This window comes from Bacillus sp. SKDU12 (assembly GCF_010093085.1).
In the GTDB taxonomy this organism is placed as follows: Bacteria; Bacillota; Bacilli; order Bacillales; family Bacillaceae; genus Bacillus; species Bacillus mexicanus.
Genome location: NZ_MSRC01000017.1, coordinates 156982 through 170566, shown reverse-complemented (window position 1 = coordinate 170566; position 13585 = coordinate 156982). Strand labels below are relative to the sequence as shown.

The following is a 13585-nucleotide window of genomic DNA, read 5'->3' as shown; positions in this document are numbered from 1 at the left end:
TGATGTATTTCACAGCCTGTATGATGAATGTCACTTATCTGGAGGTTGGCTGCCTTTATAATAGAATAAAAAAGGAGAATTTCGATGAAAACGCTGATCCCAAAGCAGCACGGCGCATGGGCAATGCTGCTGATTCCCTTTTTACTCGGCATGGCCAAGGGCGGTCCCGTTCTTTGGCATATTCCGCTCTTTTTAGGCTGGCTTTTCCTGTACTTAGCCGTGTATCCCGTTACGCTTGCCATGAAAAAGAAACAACTCATCCCCTATCAAAAGTGGATATGTTATTACAGTGCTCCGGCCTGTTTCTTTTTGATCATTTCTGTCTTTCATAAGCCGCCGCTCATCTGGATTGGTGTTTCTTTATTGCCGCTGTTTCTCATCCATATGTATTTTGCCCGCCGAAAAAACGAACGGGCGCTTGTGAATGATTTTGCGGGAGTCTTGTTTTTTTGTTCGGGCGGGCTTGCGAGCTGCTGGCTGGGGACGGGAATCCTTGACGGCTCGGCTTGGTTTATCTTTTTCCAATCCGCTTTATTTTTTATCGGGAGCTCCTTTTTTGTGAAATCAATGATCCGAGAAAAGAAAAACAAAAGATTTGCATACTGGTCATGGGGATATCACCTGCTGCTCCCCTTTTTATCCGCTCTTTTCGGAGCAGGATGGGCTTTTCTCGGTTTGATTCCAAGCAGTTTGCGTGCATGGTTTTTCCACGGACGAGATTGGCCTGTGAAAACGATCGGCATTTGGGAACTCGTGAATGCCTGCTTCTTTTTTGCTGTCATGTATGTGTTGGCCACAAGATAAAAAACCCAAGGACCGCCGGCGGCCTTTGGGTTTTTTAATCAATATTGCAAATCTCCAGCGGACAATTTTCACACTCAATCTCACATCGCAAATAATCCCGTTTGTGCAAAATAATTTTTCCTGATTCTTCTATCGAAATCACCCCTTGTTTGCGGAGATCTCCCAGCATACGGTTGACGCTTTCCCTTGCCGCCGCACAAAACTTTGCCAAATCTTGATTTGTCAGCACAATGTTAATCAGAATGCCGTCGCTTCGTTCCACTCCGTAGCTGTTTGATAAGCGGATAAGGGTCGAGTAGAGCGCTCCCTTCTTGCCATGAAGAAGCAGGTCTCTGATTTTAGACTGGATTTTTCGAAGATGGGTGCTCATCCATTTCATAAATTCAAATGTCAAAGCACCGTTTTGAATTAATTCTTTTTCCAGCTTGTTTTTATTAATGACGAGCACCTCGCCATCCTCTAGCACTTTTGCACTGAGCATATATCTCGGCTCTTCAGTGAAAAGCGTCAATTCACCGACGATATCATGCTTTTGGCAAATTCTAAGTGTCAGGTCTTTTCCGTCAGATGTCAGCTTGCCAATCTCAATGAGTCCTGATTGAATCAGGTAAAGCTCTTCTGCATCCATTCCTTCCCGAAACAAATACGTGTGTTTTTCCATTTTTCTTTTCGTGCTGATTGATTCCAGCAATTCATGCAGATCGCTGGAAATCAGATCACTATCAGATGGTCGTCGAACAGAGAGAAAATTCATGAGCTCACCTCGAAGAAAGTCACGTTGCGTATGTTTATTGTAACGTGAATTGATTGGCACCCATCGAGAAAAAAATAACAATCTTGTGAATGCCCAGTGTTAATTGACGCTCTGACTGTTTCTCTCCGTGTGCGTTTTCACTTTTTCCTGCCAATACATCCAGATGACAAGGACAAAGCTTGCTAACGCCACTTCCGAAAGCGCCATAAAACCGATCGCGTATTGGCCTGTTGCCTGAAATACACTCGCCAGGATTAACGGAGGGAAAAATCCGCCTAATCCGCCCATCGCAGACACAATCCCATTGGCAATTCCCGCTTGCTTCGAAAAGTAGAATGGCACGAGTTTAAAAACAGTTCCGTTTCCTACACCTGAGCAGACAGCGACAGTTAATGTCCCAAACGTATAAAGGCCGATCGTCGGCGAGAACGATAAGATAATGCCTGATAATGCAAGTCCTGCAAAAACGACCATCAAGATGCGGAGCGGGCTTATTTTATCAGCCAGGAATCCGCCTACAGGTCTGAGGAGCGTCGATACGGCAATAAAGCCAGCCGTTCGCAAACCGGCATCCGCAGGACTCAGCCCAAAGTGCTCCACCAAAAAGTTCGGCAGATAAATGGTGAAGGCAACAAAGGCGCCAAATGTAATAAAATAAAACAGGCTCAAAAACCACAACACATGATTTCGGTAAACGGCTTTGATTTGGGTTTTCATGGAAACATTCACTTTCTTCTCATGGCGGTCGCCGAACAATACGTGCAGCAATGCGAAAACGGCCAGCAGAACCATATACATCTGCACAGTTGCTTTCCACCCCACAGCTTGTGCAATAACCGGCGCGGCAAATGTGGTAATCGCGGTTCCAATATTTCCGGCTCCATAAATCCCATTGACGACACCGTGCTTTTCTTTCGGATAATATTTCGGAAGAGAGGTCACCCCAATGGAGAATACCGCTCCCCCGATCCCTAAGAAAAACCCGCCTGCGATTAAATCAAACAGAGAGTCTGCGATACTGATCCAAAACACAGGAATCAAAAGCAGGATAAAGCTGATCATAAACATCAGCCGCGCCCCAAACCTGTTCGTTAAAAACCCTAAAGGAATGCGGAGAAGCGACCCGAGGATGACGGGAATCGCTGTTACTAAAGAAATCTCGCCTTTGCTTAAATGAATATCTAATGTCATTTGGGTAATGAGTGATGAAATCAATACCCACACCATAAATCCTGCCACTAAGCTTAATGACTGTAACGATAATTGAATATGTTGACGGTTGATCATTCGGCTTGCCCCTTTCAATGATTCAATATCAGCCTTATCATACAAAAACTCAGCAAACAGGATTGTGAAATACATCACACGTTTTTTTATAAAAAAAAGACAAAGCCCGAAGACTTTGTCCTTTGATCATGATTACATTTTTTCCGGAGCCGATACACCGATCAGCTGAAGCGCATTGTTCAGCGTAATTTGCGTTGCCTTCATTAAAGCCAGGCGCGCGCGGCTCTTCTCTTTATTTTCTGGATCGATGACTTTCTCCGCATTGTAGAAGCTGTGCAGAGCAGAAGCCAGATCATAAATATAGTTTGTGACACGGTGCGGAATTCGTTTTTCCGCCGCTTCTGCCACTGCCTCTGGGAAGCCGCCAATCGTTTTCAGCAGGTCATATTCTTTTTCTGATTGAATAACGCTGAAATCAAGATCCGCCGCCGGCTTAAGTCCCTGCTCTTCCCCTTGGCGGAGCATGCTGCAAATACGGGCATGTGCGTATTGCGCATAATAAACAGGATTTTCGTTAGATGTTGATACCGCAAGATCTAAGTCAAAATCCATATGCGTATCAGCGCTGCGCATCGCAAAGAAGTAACGCACGGCGTCCAAGCCGACTTCTTCAATCAGGTCGCGCATCGTTACCGCTTTACCCGTCCGTTTGCTCATTTTCATTTTCTCACCGTTTTTGTAAAGGTGAACGAGCTGAATGATTTCGACTTCAAGCGTCCCTTTTTCATAGCCAAGCGCTTCGATTGCCGCTTTCATACGCGGAATGTAGCCGTGGTGATCGGCTCCCCACACGTTGATCAGCTTATCAAATCCGCGATCAAGCTTGTCCTTATGGTATGCGATATCGGGCAGGAGGTACGTATACGTTCCGTCCTTCTTGATCAATACGCGGTCTTTATCATCGCCAAACGTGGTTGAGCGGAACCAAGTCGCACCGTCTTCTTCATAGACATGGCCTTTTTCGCGGATCGCTTCAAGCGCCTTGTCGATGTTTCCGTTTTCGTACAATGATGTTTCGGAATACCATACATCAAACGGCACACGGAAGTTTTCCAAGTCCTTGCGCAGTTTTTCCAGCTCGTATTTCAGGCCGTATTCACGGAAAAACGCAAGGCGTTCGCTCTCCTCTTCGTTGACGAAGCGGTCGCCGTATTCCTCAGCGAGACGTTTTCCAATCGCAATGATATCCTCGCCGCGATAGCCATCCTCCGGCATCGGTTTTTCTAAACCGAGCGCTTCAAAGTAACGAACTTCAACAGAAAGCGCCAAGTTGTTGATTTGGTTTCCGGCATCATTAATGTAATATTCACGGCTCACATCGTAGCCCGCTTTTGAAAGCACATTGCACAAAGAATCACCGACAGCCGCACCGCGGGCGTGGCCGAGGTGAAGGTCTCCCGTCGGATTCGCTGATACGAATTCAACCTGAACTCGTTCACCGTTTCCGATGTTCGTTTCTCCGTATGCTTCACCTGCTTCCAATACAGACGGAATCAGTTTCGTTAAATATTGATTGTTCATATAGAAATTGATAAAGCCCGGGCCGGCGATATCGAGCTTTTCAATCGAAGCCTTTCCTTTATCAAAATGAGCGACAATCTCTTCAGCGATTTGGCGCGGCGCTTTTTTTGCGATTCTTGCCAGCTGCATCGCCATATTTGTTGAATAATCACCATGTGTTTTATCTTTTGGTGTTTCTAAAACGACATCAGGAATCTGGCTTTCTTCAGCCAATCCCGCTTTCAGAACGGCCGCTTTGATTTCTTCTTTCAGCACGTCCTTCATTTGTTCGGCAATGTTCATGCGTGAGTTCCTCCCTCATACGTGATCGTCATATTATGTAAATGCTGCTGCTCGTCTCCGACATGCATGTCATATGCGATGCTGATTCGGCCTTTTTCTTCACCGAGATCAGATTGAATCGATTTTGTGCTTGTTTCCAGCTCAAGCTCACCAAATGACATTTTATATTTCGCAATTGTGGAAGCTCCCGTTATGAAACGCTGATTCATTTTAACAGCGCCTGACCTCATGATCAGAACTTCACCTTCGCTCACCTTCACAATCGTTTTTACTTTGCCTAAGTCGTGTTCCTCATAATAAGATAGATACACTTTTTGTTGTTTTACATAGTAAAATCCGGTGGTGCGGAATTCGATGACTTCCTCATTTCCGTCATCCTCGATCACAGACTTCACATGGAGTGTTATCGGTGTCTCTTGCTTCATTTTGACACGTCCTTTTCATCATTCCACTTTGACTTGAATAGTATAATCATTCAGTTTGTAAACTTCAACTGCTTCTATCTTACCATCATTGCTCATTAGATTTGAAGATAAACCTCATAAAAAGCAGTTCTTTAATGGAAGAGAAAATCAGATTACTGCATTGCCTTTAAGAAATATTGTATTTTTCTGAATTTTATCATTTGTAATTAATGTTTCATTCAAATAAAAGTATAAAAATGGGTACTGACAAAGCTCGCTATGTCACTTCCGTTTTGTTATTTCTCACACCTTTCTGCTCCCTCAAACACCAATAGGGCAGGTTTCAAAGCGTTTTTTAATTTTTTCAGACTCATGCGGTGTAACGAAAGAAAAAGATTGCGGTTTTTTTGCGCTTCTCTCAAGAATGAAAATGATAAAATATGACATATATAGAATAATGAAGGGAGGGATTTGCAAACGTGGCAGGTGTCATATCTTCTTCTTCCGTCGGAGAAAAGATTAACGAATGGTATATGTACATACGCCAATTCAGCATACCCGATGCAGAATACTTGCGAAGAGAAATCAAACAAGAGCTGGAGCAAATGGAAGAAGACCAGGATCTTCATTTGTACTATTCTTTAATGGAATTCCGGCACAACCTGATGCTTGAGTACCTTGAACCGCTAGAAAAAATGCGGATCGAGGAACAGCCCAGACTGTCTGAGCTGCTGGTTGAGATTGATAAAAAACAGGCTCGTTTAACCGGAGTCCTTGATTATTACTTTAATTTCTTTAGGGGTATGTATGAGCTGGACCAACGGGAATATCTGTCTGCCATTAAATTTTTCAAAAAGGCCGAAAGCAAGTTACTATTCGTTAAGGATCGAATAGAGAAAGCTGAGTTTTTCTTTAAGATGTCTGAGGTTTACTATTATATGAAACAAACATATGTATCAATGGACTATGCCAGACAAGCGTATGAAATTTATATGGCCCAGACTGCATATGATATAAGGCTTACTCAGTGCCACTCCTTGTTCGGGGCAAATTTTCTGGATTTAAAACAATATGATCAAGCGATATCTCATTTCCAAAAAGCTTTTTCAATGGCTGAAGTGGAGCAGCAACCTCAATTAATGGGAAGGACTCTATATAATGTTGCACTTTGTCATCATAACCAAAAAAACTTTCAAAACGCTATAGATCACTTAGTAAGAGCTATCACTGTATTTGAGAATGCTGAAATCATAAATTCCCTTCCTCAGCCATACTTTTTGATTACACAAATATATTTTAATTTAGGTAATTTAATAAAAGCAGAAGAATATTATAATAAGGGGTTCGCTCATTCTCTAAGAGCTGAGGATACTGTTTACCTCCATAAGTTTGAATTTTTGAAATTTTTACACTTTTTCGGTCCTGATGAAGAACAAATTAACAACTGTTTTCTTTTCCTTGAAAGTAAATTGATGTACGCTGATATGGAGGACTTAGCCCTTGACGCAGCTAAATACTACTATAAATTAGAGGATTTTAAAAAAGCCTCCGTTTATTTTTTGAAGGTTGAAGATATCAGACAGCATATTCAAGGAGGAGTGAATTTGTATGAAATTGAAGTATAAATTACTAATTGGTTGTTTAACAATAAGTGCTGCTGTATTGTTTTGGAACGAGGTAACATCCATATTTATACACGATACTGAAATTGCTGAACGTGCCATGATATAAATAAAAGACCGTCACCCTTGAAATGATCCTCTAAAGTTAGACAGGGGTTTTTGTTAATCAATTTATGAGGCATGCGACAGCAGAAACTCTGCTGTTGAATTAATGTTAGATGAATTATCGGAATTTTCATTGCTAAAAGAGTGAATTTGTATTTACAAAGGCTCGGTATTAGAAAACATCCAGACAGCGTCTGGATGTTTTTTTATTATTTCACAAACCCAAGCAGCATTTCACGGATGATTTTGCTGGCTGTGTTTGCCGTTTGTTCTGAGTGGTCGTACACTGGTGCGACTTCCACTAAGTCGGCGCCTTTTACGTTTACTTCAGAGCGTGCGATTTCATGGACGGATGCTAGCAGTTCTTTAGATGTGATGCCGCCGGCGTCAACCGTTCCTGTTCCCGGCGCGTGTGCAGGGTCTAATACGTCAATGTCGATTGTGACATAAACCGGACGGCCTGCCAGCTTCGGAAGGACTTCCTTCAGCGGTTCAAGCACTTCAAATTTTGAGAGGTGCATGCCGTTTTCCTTCGCCCATTCAAACTCTTCCTTCATGCCGGAACGAATTCCAAATGAATATACATTTTGCGGTCCGATTAATTCTGCTGCTTTGCGGATCGGCGTGGAGTGAGAAAGCGGTTCTCCCTCATAATCAACGCGAAGATCTGTATGTGCGTCAAAATGGATAATCGCAAGGTCTGGATATTTCTTATGCATCGCTTTTATGACAGGCCAGGACACGAGATGCTCCCCACCCATGCCCATAGGGAATTTCCCTTTTTCTAAAATGCTGTCCACATATTCTTCAATCATATCAAGGCTTCTTTGCGGATTACCGAACGGCAGCGGAATGTCGCCGGCGTCAAAGAAGTTCAGGTCGGCTAGATCACGGTCTAAGTACGGGCTGTATTCTTCAAGGCCGATTGACACCTCGCGAATTCTGTTTGGACCAAAGCGTGAGCCCGGGCGATAACTGACCGTCCAGTCCATCGGCATGCCGTAAAGGATGGCATCCGCCTCTTCCCACTCGGGACGGCTCGCGATAAATACTTTTCCTGAATAAGCTTCATCAAATCTCATCTATAATATACCCTCGCTTTCCTGTAAAAAAGCGCAAGATTCGCTCCTGCGCTATATCACTATTATTTAATCAGGTCACTCACAAATTTCGGCAGAACAAATGCCGCTTTATGAATATCTTTTGTGTAATATTTTGTCTCAATATCGAAGAAACGGCTGTCTTCCACTGCAAGCGGATCATATTTTTTCGAACCAATTGTAAATGTCCACAAACCGCTCGGGTATGTCGGAATGTTCGCCGTGTACAGCTTCGTAATCGGGAAGATTTCCTTCACGTCACGCTGTACATTGGTGATTAATTCAGGTGTAAACCAAGGGTTGTCTGTCTGAGCGACGAAAATGCCGTCTTCTTTCAGCGCTTTCGCGATTCCTGCGTAGAATCCTTTTGTAAACAAGTTTACAGCCGGTCCGACTGGTTCAGTTGAATCAACCATGATGACGTCGTATTGATTTTCAGATTTCGCAATGTGCATAAATCCGTCGTCTACCTGCACGTCAACGCGCGGGTCATCCAGTTTGCCTGCGATTGAAGGAAGGAACTTTTTAGAGTATTCGATAACCTTGCCATCGATATCAACAAGTGTCGCTTTTTTCACGCTCGGATGCTTCAGAATTTCTCTAATGACGCCGCCGTCACCGCCGCCGACCACAAGCACGTGCTCTGGATTCGGGTGTGTGAATAATGGGACATGCGCCACCATTTCATGATAAACAAATTCGTCTTTTTCAGATGTCATAACCATGCCATCTAAAAACAGCATGTTGCCGAACTCTTCTGTTTCTACCATTTCTAAATGCTGAAACTCCGTTTGTTCTGTATGTAACGTTTTGTTAACCTTCATCGTAATGCCAAAATTTTTCGTTTGCTTCTCTGTGTACCAAAGTTCGCTCAATTGTCATCTCCCTTTCAAGGCTGTATTCATTTATTGTAAGCGTCTTATCAGCTTTTATTCCCGGTTGAAATCTCATTTTCACCTAAGGAAAAAGTATAGAGGATGGCGGGGAAAAAGTAAAGATGCGTCCCGTTTTGCGATGTTTAAAAACGATCTTTTTTTCTCATAATAGTAGAAACATAAAAAAAGGGGGAACCCGTTGTGGATGCCATGACAAATAAACGGCTGAGAATGACGCTGAAAACCGTTCGCGCCTTCATCTTTTTAGGCGCTTTTGCGGTCTTGGCGGCAGCGGCTGTGTTTATGACTGTCATTTTGATAGCCAAATACCAGGGCGCTCCCTCGGTGCAAGTGCCGCAATCCACGATTTTGTATGCGAATGACGGTTCAAAGCTTGGGGAAACGAATTATGGCGAAAAGCGCTATTGGGTTCCCTTACAGGACATGAACCCGACGATCGCAAAGGCGACAGTGGCGGTTGAAGACCAAAATTTCTATCATCACCACGGTTTTGATTATAAACGCATGGCTGGGGCGGCGCTTGCTGATTTGAAAGCATTTGCCAAGGTTCAGGGCGCAAGCACCATCACCCAGCAATATGCGAGAAACTTATACCTTGAACACGATAAAACGTGGAAACGAAAATGGAATGAGGCATTTTACACGATTCGTCTGGAGCAAAACTATTCTAAGGACGAGATATTAGAAGGCTATTTAAATACGATTTACTACGGGCACGGCGCCTACGGCATTGAAGCCGCTTCCCGCCTGTATTTCGAAAAGCATGCGAAAAACCTGACGGATGCAGAGGCGGCGCTTTTAGCGGGAATCCCAAAAGGCCCTTCCGGCTATTCTCCCTATGTTAATGAAGCAAAGGCTAAGGAGCGCCAGAAAACAATTGTGCGGATGATGGAAAAGCAGCGGATGATCAGTCATCGAAAAGCAGATGAACTGATCAAGGAACCCCTTTCCTATCAGCCTTTGAATAAACAAGTTTCCAAGAGAAAGGCTCCTTATTTCTATGACAATGCGATGAGAGAGCTGGAGAAAAAGCTCGGCATGACCAGGGAGCAAATTGAAACGAGCGGGTTAAATGTCTATACAACGGTAGATAAACGGATGCAGCGAATCGCCGAGAAGACCATTGCCGAAACTGTCAACGCTGGCTCTGACATTCAAGTCGGTTTTTCAGCCATTGATCCCCGCTCAGGTAACGTTCTCGCCCTTGTCGGCGGCAGGGATTATCAAAAAAGCCCATTTGACCGGACGACACAGGCGAAACGCCAGCCTGCATCGACGATCAAGCCGTTACTGTACTATAAAGCGATTCAGAGCGGGTTTACGCCCGTCACCTTGATGAAAAGCGAAGAAACCGAGTTCCAAATTGATGCGAAGGGAGAAACCTATTCTCCAAGCAACTATAACGGATACTACGCAAACAAACCGATTACGCTTCTGCAGGCGCTGGCGCTTTCTGACAACATTTACGCTGTGAAAACACATCTCTTTCTCGGCACGAACAAGCTTGTACAGGCAGCAAAGGAATTCGGCATCACCGCCCATCTTCAAGCATTGCCGTCGCTGGCGCTCGGCACCGAACCCGTGCGCCCGATTGAAATGGTCAACGCCTACGCTATGCTTGCAAATGGAGGAAAGCAAATCGAACCGACCTTCATTTCAAGAGTCACGGACGCGGCTGGACATGTGCTGTACGAAAATTCAAATCAGCGGAAACAGATGCTCGATGAAAAAGCTGCTTTTGTCACAGCGAATATGATGACAGGCATGTTTGATACTGATTTAAACGGCTATACCTCGGTAACCGGACGAACGATAGCCAACCGCCTGACAAGGACATATGCCGGAAAATCAGGAACGACAAGCGCAGACAGCTGGATGATCGGCTTCAATCCGAAACTGGCCGCAGGGGTTTGGACAGGCTATGACAAAAACAACACTATCGACTCGGTCGAAGAAAAAAGCTACGCCAAAACGATTTGGGCGGACTTTATGGAAGATGCGCTCAAAGGTGAACCAGAAACGGCATTCAAACCGCCAAAAGGCGTAACCGGCGTATACATTGATCCAACAACAGGCTACACATCCGGTCCAGGATGCGCAGCCAAGCATTACACGTATTTTGTAAAAGGAACCGAACCGGCAAACGTGTGCTATGGGGCAGAACCCGCTAAACAAATAAAAGACCGGCCAGTCAAAGAAAAGCCCGCTTCCGAGAAAAAGTGGTGGGACAAATGGCTGGGACGGAATCATTAAAAATAACCCGGCTCCTCGGAGACCGGGTTATTCGTATGGTTGATCAATGACCCATGGAAGAAGCGTAACACAATCAAGTTGAATAATTGGCTTCGGGAAACCCTTAGGAATATAAATTTGGTGTTGCGGCACTGAAAATGAAATATGCCAGGAAAAATCAATCCTTTTCGGGTTTAATTCTTCTTTCCCCTCAACAATACTGCCTACTATAAAATAACTCGCTATATAAAAGTGCAAATGATCTTTTATCCCATGGTAATTTATGTCTGTACATTTGGCTGGAAAGAGACCTAAGCTCTCTAATACTTGAGCTTTTTGAACCGGCAGTTCATTCACTGCCTCATAGTAGTTAAGACAGTTACCGCATTCACACATATCCTCTATATCTTTCTCATACTGCTTTCTCGTTTCTTCCACGTCGGCTTTTATGACCCAATCGCCGACTCGAATGGTTTCGTACATCATATCCCCCTAAAAATGAAAAACCCCGAGTCTTGTTTCGGCTCGGGATTTTCCATATCCTATTTCTGTATCACCAGTTTACTCACTGTTTACAATAAATAGTTCAAATATTCTAATAGTTCACATAAATTTCACAAATTAGTTATCTTCCGGAAGCAGCCCTGTTTTTAATTCATCTGCAGACCGGTCCCATAGGCCCTGATCATGATTTTTCAAAAACTCGCCGAGCACACGCTTTGAGCTGTCGTCCATATTATCAATCATAATGTTCCGTTTCATGGATTTATCCATCAGATTCACATGCTCAGGCAGCGATTTGTAGCCTCTTCTGATGCTTCTGTCGACCGTCAGTTCACAGGCTGTCACCCCTGCGTAATAAGGCCCCTCTTCTCTTCTGTCAATCGTCACCCATACGAGCCAGTATGGTTTGCCATTTGGAACTTCTTCTTTATTCGGCAGAAATTTAATTCCTTTTTCAACAGTGCTGCGGGCGTGCATCGCACCGATGTCCACGAACGCTTCTTTTTCCTCTACATCGACGAATACGGGGGAAATGTTATCAAGGCTGAGTGCCCCTACACCGAAACCGCCGTGTCCGTCTGTCGGATCACTTTTGATAATATTAAATCCGATTGACTTTTTCTTTTTTTCTTCCATGAGTTCACCCTCCTACAAAAGCGGTTGAAAAATTGCTGAAAACAGTTTTAAAATCTGATTTCTTCCTGCATTAAGCAGCGGCCAAAGCACGTAAGAACCGAGCGGTGTCACGAACAAAACCAAAAAAACGATAAAGCCGTAGTTCTCTGCCTGCGTCATCTTGGCACGCACCCCCGGCGGTACGAGATCTTCGATAATCCGATAGCCATCGAGCGGCGGCAGCGGCAGCAGATTAAATAAACACAACACAAGATTCAGCTGTATCCAAATGGAAAAGAACTGATCAAGTCCCGTGCTGAATGCCGCAAGCGTCTCCATTCCGTATACATGCATCAACACTAACAAAAAGAAACCGATAAACGCAAGAATCAGGTTACTGACAGGCCCGGCAACTGACACGAGTACGCCGGCGAGCCGCGGCTTCTTAAAGAAGCGGCGATTCACGGGAATAGGACGCGCCCATCCGAAGCCGGCCACCAAAATCAAGATGGTTCCGAACGGATCAAGATGCTTAATCGGATTGAGCGTCAGTCTTCCTTGTTTTTTCGCCGTATCGTCACCGAATTTGTATGCGACATAAGCATGAGCAAGCTCGTGTATCGTAAATGACACGATTAACGTGATGACGAGGTATGGCATTAAAGATAACGGATAATATAAAAAACGGTCCAAATGAAATATCCCTCTTTCTAAAAATGCAAGAATTTACTTTATTCAGTATACTATAAGAAGCCTCTTTTTCTAAAGAGAGGAAACGAGATAAAGGAGGATTGGGCACCCATGCCATACGTAACCGTCAAAATGCTTGAAGGCCGTACAGACGAGCAAAAGCGCAACCTTGTCGAGAAAGTAACAGAAGCCGTAAAGGAAACAACCGGTGCTTCTGAAGAAAAAATTGTTGTGTTTATAGAAGAAATGAGAAAAGACCATTACGCCGTCGCAGGCAAACGCCTGAGCGATATGGAATAACCTCTAAAGCCGGCGCTTCGCGCACCGGCTTTTTTAACTCCTATTGGGTCAGCTTCTCAATAATCACAAGCAACGACTTTTTCTCTTCGGCTGTCAAACGTTCAAACATGCCGTCAATCAGCTGCTGGCGGTTGTCGATCATTTGTTCAGCCGCTCTCCGGCCCGATTCAGAAAGCGCAATCCATACAGTGCGGCGGTCATCGTTATTTCTGGATCTCTTAATAAACCCCTCCTGCTCTAAATGATTCAGAGCGGTGGTTGTGGCAGAGGGAGAAAGTGTGACCTCCTTTAGAATATCCTTTATGGTGCAGTTGCCATGCCTGTATATGATCCGCAGAATAAATCCTCTTATATTATTCACGCGTTTCGGAACGGTTTCTTCATCTAATTGCTTCGTGCTTTTCAAATATTTTGTCAGTGCGTGATCCAGCAAATTTGCTTCCAGTTTGTCATGGTCCATGTCAATTTC

14 protein-coding genes are annotated in these 13585 nt (G+C 44.2%); 4 read left to right on the top strand and 10 right to left on the bottom strand.

Annotated features, from left to right (window positions below):
• Positions 1 to 84: 84 nt before the first annotated feature.
• The gene (locus tag BTW01_RS15090; RefSeq protein WP_162103812.1) at positions 85 to 804 is read left to right on the top strand and encodes a YwiC-like family protein; all 720 of its coding nucleotides are present in this window, start codon (positions 85 to 87) and stop codon (positions 802 to 804) included.
• Positions 805 to 838: 34 nt separating this feature from the next.
• Here BTW01_RS15090 and fnr read toward each other — a convergent pair whose 3' ends face one another.
• The 4 genes from fnr to BTW01_RS15070 all read right to left on the bottom strand — a co-directional run bounded on the left by fnr (position 839) and on the right by BTW01_RS15070 (position 5073).
• Positions 839 to 1558 (bottom strand): fumarate/nitrate reduction transcriptional regulator Fnr, encoded by a 720-nt coding sequence (fnr, locus tag BTW01_RS15085; RefSeq protein WP_162103811.1) that lies wholly within the window; start codon positions 1556 to 1558, stop codon positions 839 to 841.
• 99 nt (positions 1559 to 1657) lie between these two features.
• Positions 1658 to 2845: a nitrate transporter NarK gene (gene narK, locus BTW01_RS15080; RefSeq protein ID WP_162103810.1), complete on the bottom strand. Its 1188-nt coding sequence runs from the start codon at positions 2843 to 2845 to the stop codon at positions 1658 to 1660.
• Positions 2846 to 2977: 132 nt separating this feature from the next.
• Entirely contained in the window at positions 2978 to 4648 is a 1671-nt protein-coding gene (gene argS, locus BTW01_RS15075; protein ID WP_162103809.1) for an arginine--tRNA ligase, read from the bottom strand.
• A complete protein-coding gene (locus BTW01_RS15070; protein WP_016937596.1) occupies positions 4645 to 5073 on the bottom strand; it encodes a DUF1934 domain-containing protein in 429 nt (142 codons plus the stop codon). The genes argS and BTW01_RS15070 overlap by 4 nt, the downstream gene beginning before the upstream one ends.
• A 458-nt stretch (positions 5074 to 5531) precedes the next feature.
• Between BTW01_RS15070 and BTW01_RS15065 the strand changes: the two genes are divergently transcribed.
• Positions 5532 to 6677, top strand: coding sequence for a tetratricopeptide repeat protein (locus BTW01_RS15065; RefSeq protein WP_162103808.1), 1146 nt, complete (start codon positions 5532 to 5534; stop codon positions 6675 to 6677).
• A gap of 311 nt (positions 6678 to 6988) precedes the next feature.
• On the opposite strand, the gene speB is transcribed toward BTW01_RS15065, so the two are convergent.
• Positions 6989 to 7861, bottom strand: a complete 873-nt coding sequence (gene speB / locus BTW01_RS15060) for an agmatinase (protein ID WP_162103807.1) — start codon at positions 7859 to 7861, stop codon at positions 6989 to 6991.
• 62 nt (positions 7862 to 7923) lie between these two features.
• The gene (gene speE / locus BTW01_RS15055) at positions 7924 to 8754 is read right to left on the bottom strand and encodes a spermidine synthase (protein ID WP_003227543.1); all 831 of its coding nucleotides are present in this window, start codon (positions 8752 to 8754) and stop codon (positions 7924 to 7926) included.
• A 201-nt stretch (positions 8755 to 8955) separates the two neighbouring features.
• On the opposite strand from speE, the gene BTW01_RS15050 reads away from it, so the two are divergent.
• On the top strand, positions 8956 to 11028 hold the full coding sequence (locus BTW01_RS15050) for a transglycosylase domain-containing protein (RefSeq protein ID WP_162103806.1): 2073 nt from the start codon (positions 8956 to 8958) through the stop codon (positions 11026 to 11028).
• A 27-nt stretch (positions 11029 to 11055) separates the two neighbouring features.
• Here BTW01_RS15050 and BTW01_RS15045 read toward each other — a convergent pair whose 3' ends face one another.
• From BTW01_RS15045 to BTW01_RS15035, 3 genes are all read right to left on the bottom strand, one after another.
• Positions 11056 to 11490: a hypothetical protein gene (locus tag BTW01_RS15045; RefSeq protein WP_162103805.1), complete on the bottom strand. Its 435-nt coding sequence runs from the start codon at positions 11488 to 11490 to the stop codon at positions 11056 to 11058.
• A gap of 138 nt (positions 11491 to 11628) precedes the next feature.
• Entirely contained in the window at positions 11629 to 12147 is a 519-nt protein-coding gene (locus tag BTW01_RS15040) for a YwhD family protein (RefSeq protein ID WP_162103804.1), read from the bottom strand.
• Positions 12148 to 12159: 12 nt separating this feature from the next.
• Complete coding sequence (locus BTW01_RS15035; RefSeq protein ID WP_162103803.1) at positions 12160 to 12819, bottom strand: site-2 protease family protein; 660 nt, start codon at positions 12817 to 12819, stop codon at positions 12160 to 12162.
• A gap of 108 nt (positions 12820 to 12927) precedes the next feature.
• Here BTW01_RS15035 and BTW01_RS15030 point away from each other — a divergent pair, with 108 nt between their 5' ends.
• Positions 12928 to 13116, top strand: coding sequence for a 2-hydroxymuconate tautomerase (locus BTW01_RS15030; RefSeq protein ID WP_003222038.1), 189 nt, complete (start codon positions 12928 to 12930; stop codon positions 13114 to 13116).
• Between the two features lie 40 nt (positions 13117 to 13156).
• On the opposite strand, the gene BTW01_RS15025 is transcribed toward BTW01_RS15030, so the two are convergent.
• Positions 13157 to 13576 (bottom strand): MarR family transcriptional regulator, encoded by a 420-nt coding sequence (locus BTW01_RS15025; protein ID WP_162103802.1) that lies wholly within the window; start codon positions 13574 to 13576, stop codon positions 13157 to 13159.
• Between the last annotated feature and the right edge of the window lie 9 nt (positions 13577 to 13585).

What these genes read in the sequence shown, in the direction of transcription:
- BTW01_RS15090 (WP_162103812.1), top strand. Translation starts at nt 85, where the DNA reads ATGAAAACGCTGATCCCAAAGCAGCACGGCGCATGGGCAATGCTGCTG.
- fnr (WP_162103811.1), bottom strand. Translation starts at nt 1,558, where the DNA reads ATGAATTTTCTCTCTGTTCGACGACCATCTGATAGTGATCTGATTTCC.
- narK (WP_162103810.1), bottom strand. Translation starts at nt 2,845, where the DNA reads ATGATCAACCGTCAACATATTCAATTATCGTTACAGTCATTAAGCTTA.
- argS (WP_162103809.1), bottom strand. Translation starts at nt 4,648, where the DNA reads ATGAACATTGCCGAACAAATGAAGGACGTGCTGAAAGAAGAAATCAAA.
- BTW01_RS15070 (WP_016937596.1), bottom strand. Translation starts at nt 5,073, where the DNA reads ATGAAGCAAGAGACACCGATAACACTCCATGTGAAGTCTGTGATCGAG.
- speB (WP_162103807.1), bottom strand. Translation starts at nt 7,861, where the DNA reads ATGAGATTTGATGAAGCTTATTCAGGAAAAGTATTTATCGCGAGCCGT.
- BTW01_RS15045 (WP_162103805.1), bottom strand. Translation starts at nt 11,490, where the DNA reads ATGTACGAAACCATTCGAGTCGGCGATTGGGTCATAAAAGCCGACGTG.
- BTW01_RS15040 (WP_162103804.1), bottom strand. Translation starts at nt 12,147, where the DNA reads ATGGAAGAAAAAAAGAAAAAGTCAATCGGATTTAATATTATCAAAAGT.
- BTW01_RS15030 (WP_003222038.1), top strand. Translation starts at nt 12,928, where the DNA reads ATGCCATACGTAACCGTCAAAATGCTTGAAGGCCGTACAGACGAGCAA.
- BTW01_RS15025 (WP_162103802.1), bottom strand. Translation starts at nt 13,576, where the DNA reads ATGGACCATGACAAACTGGAAGCAAATTTGCTGGATCACGCACTGACA.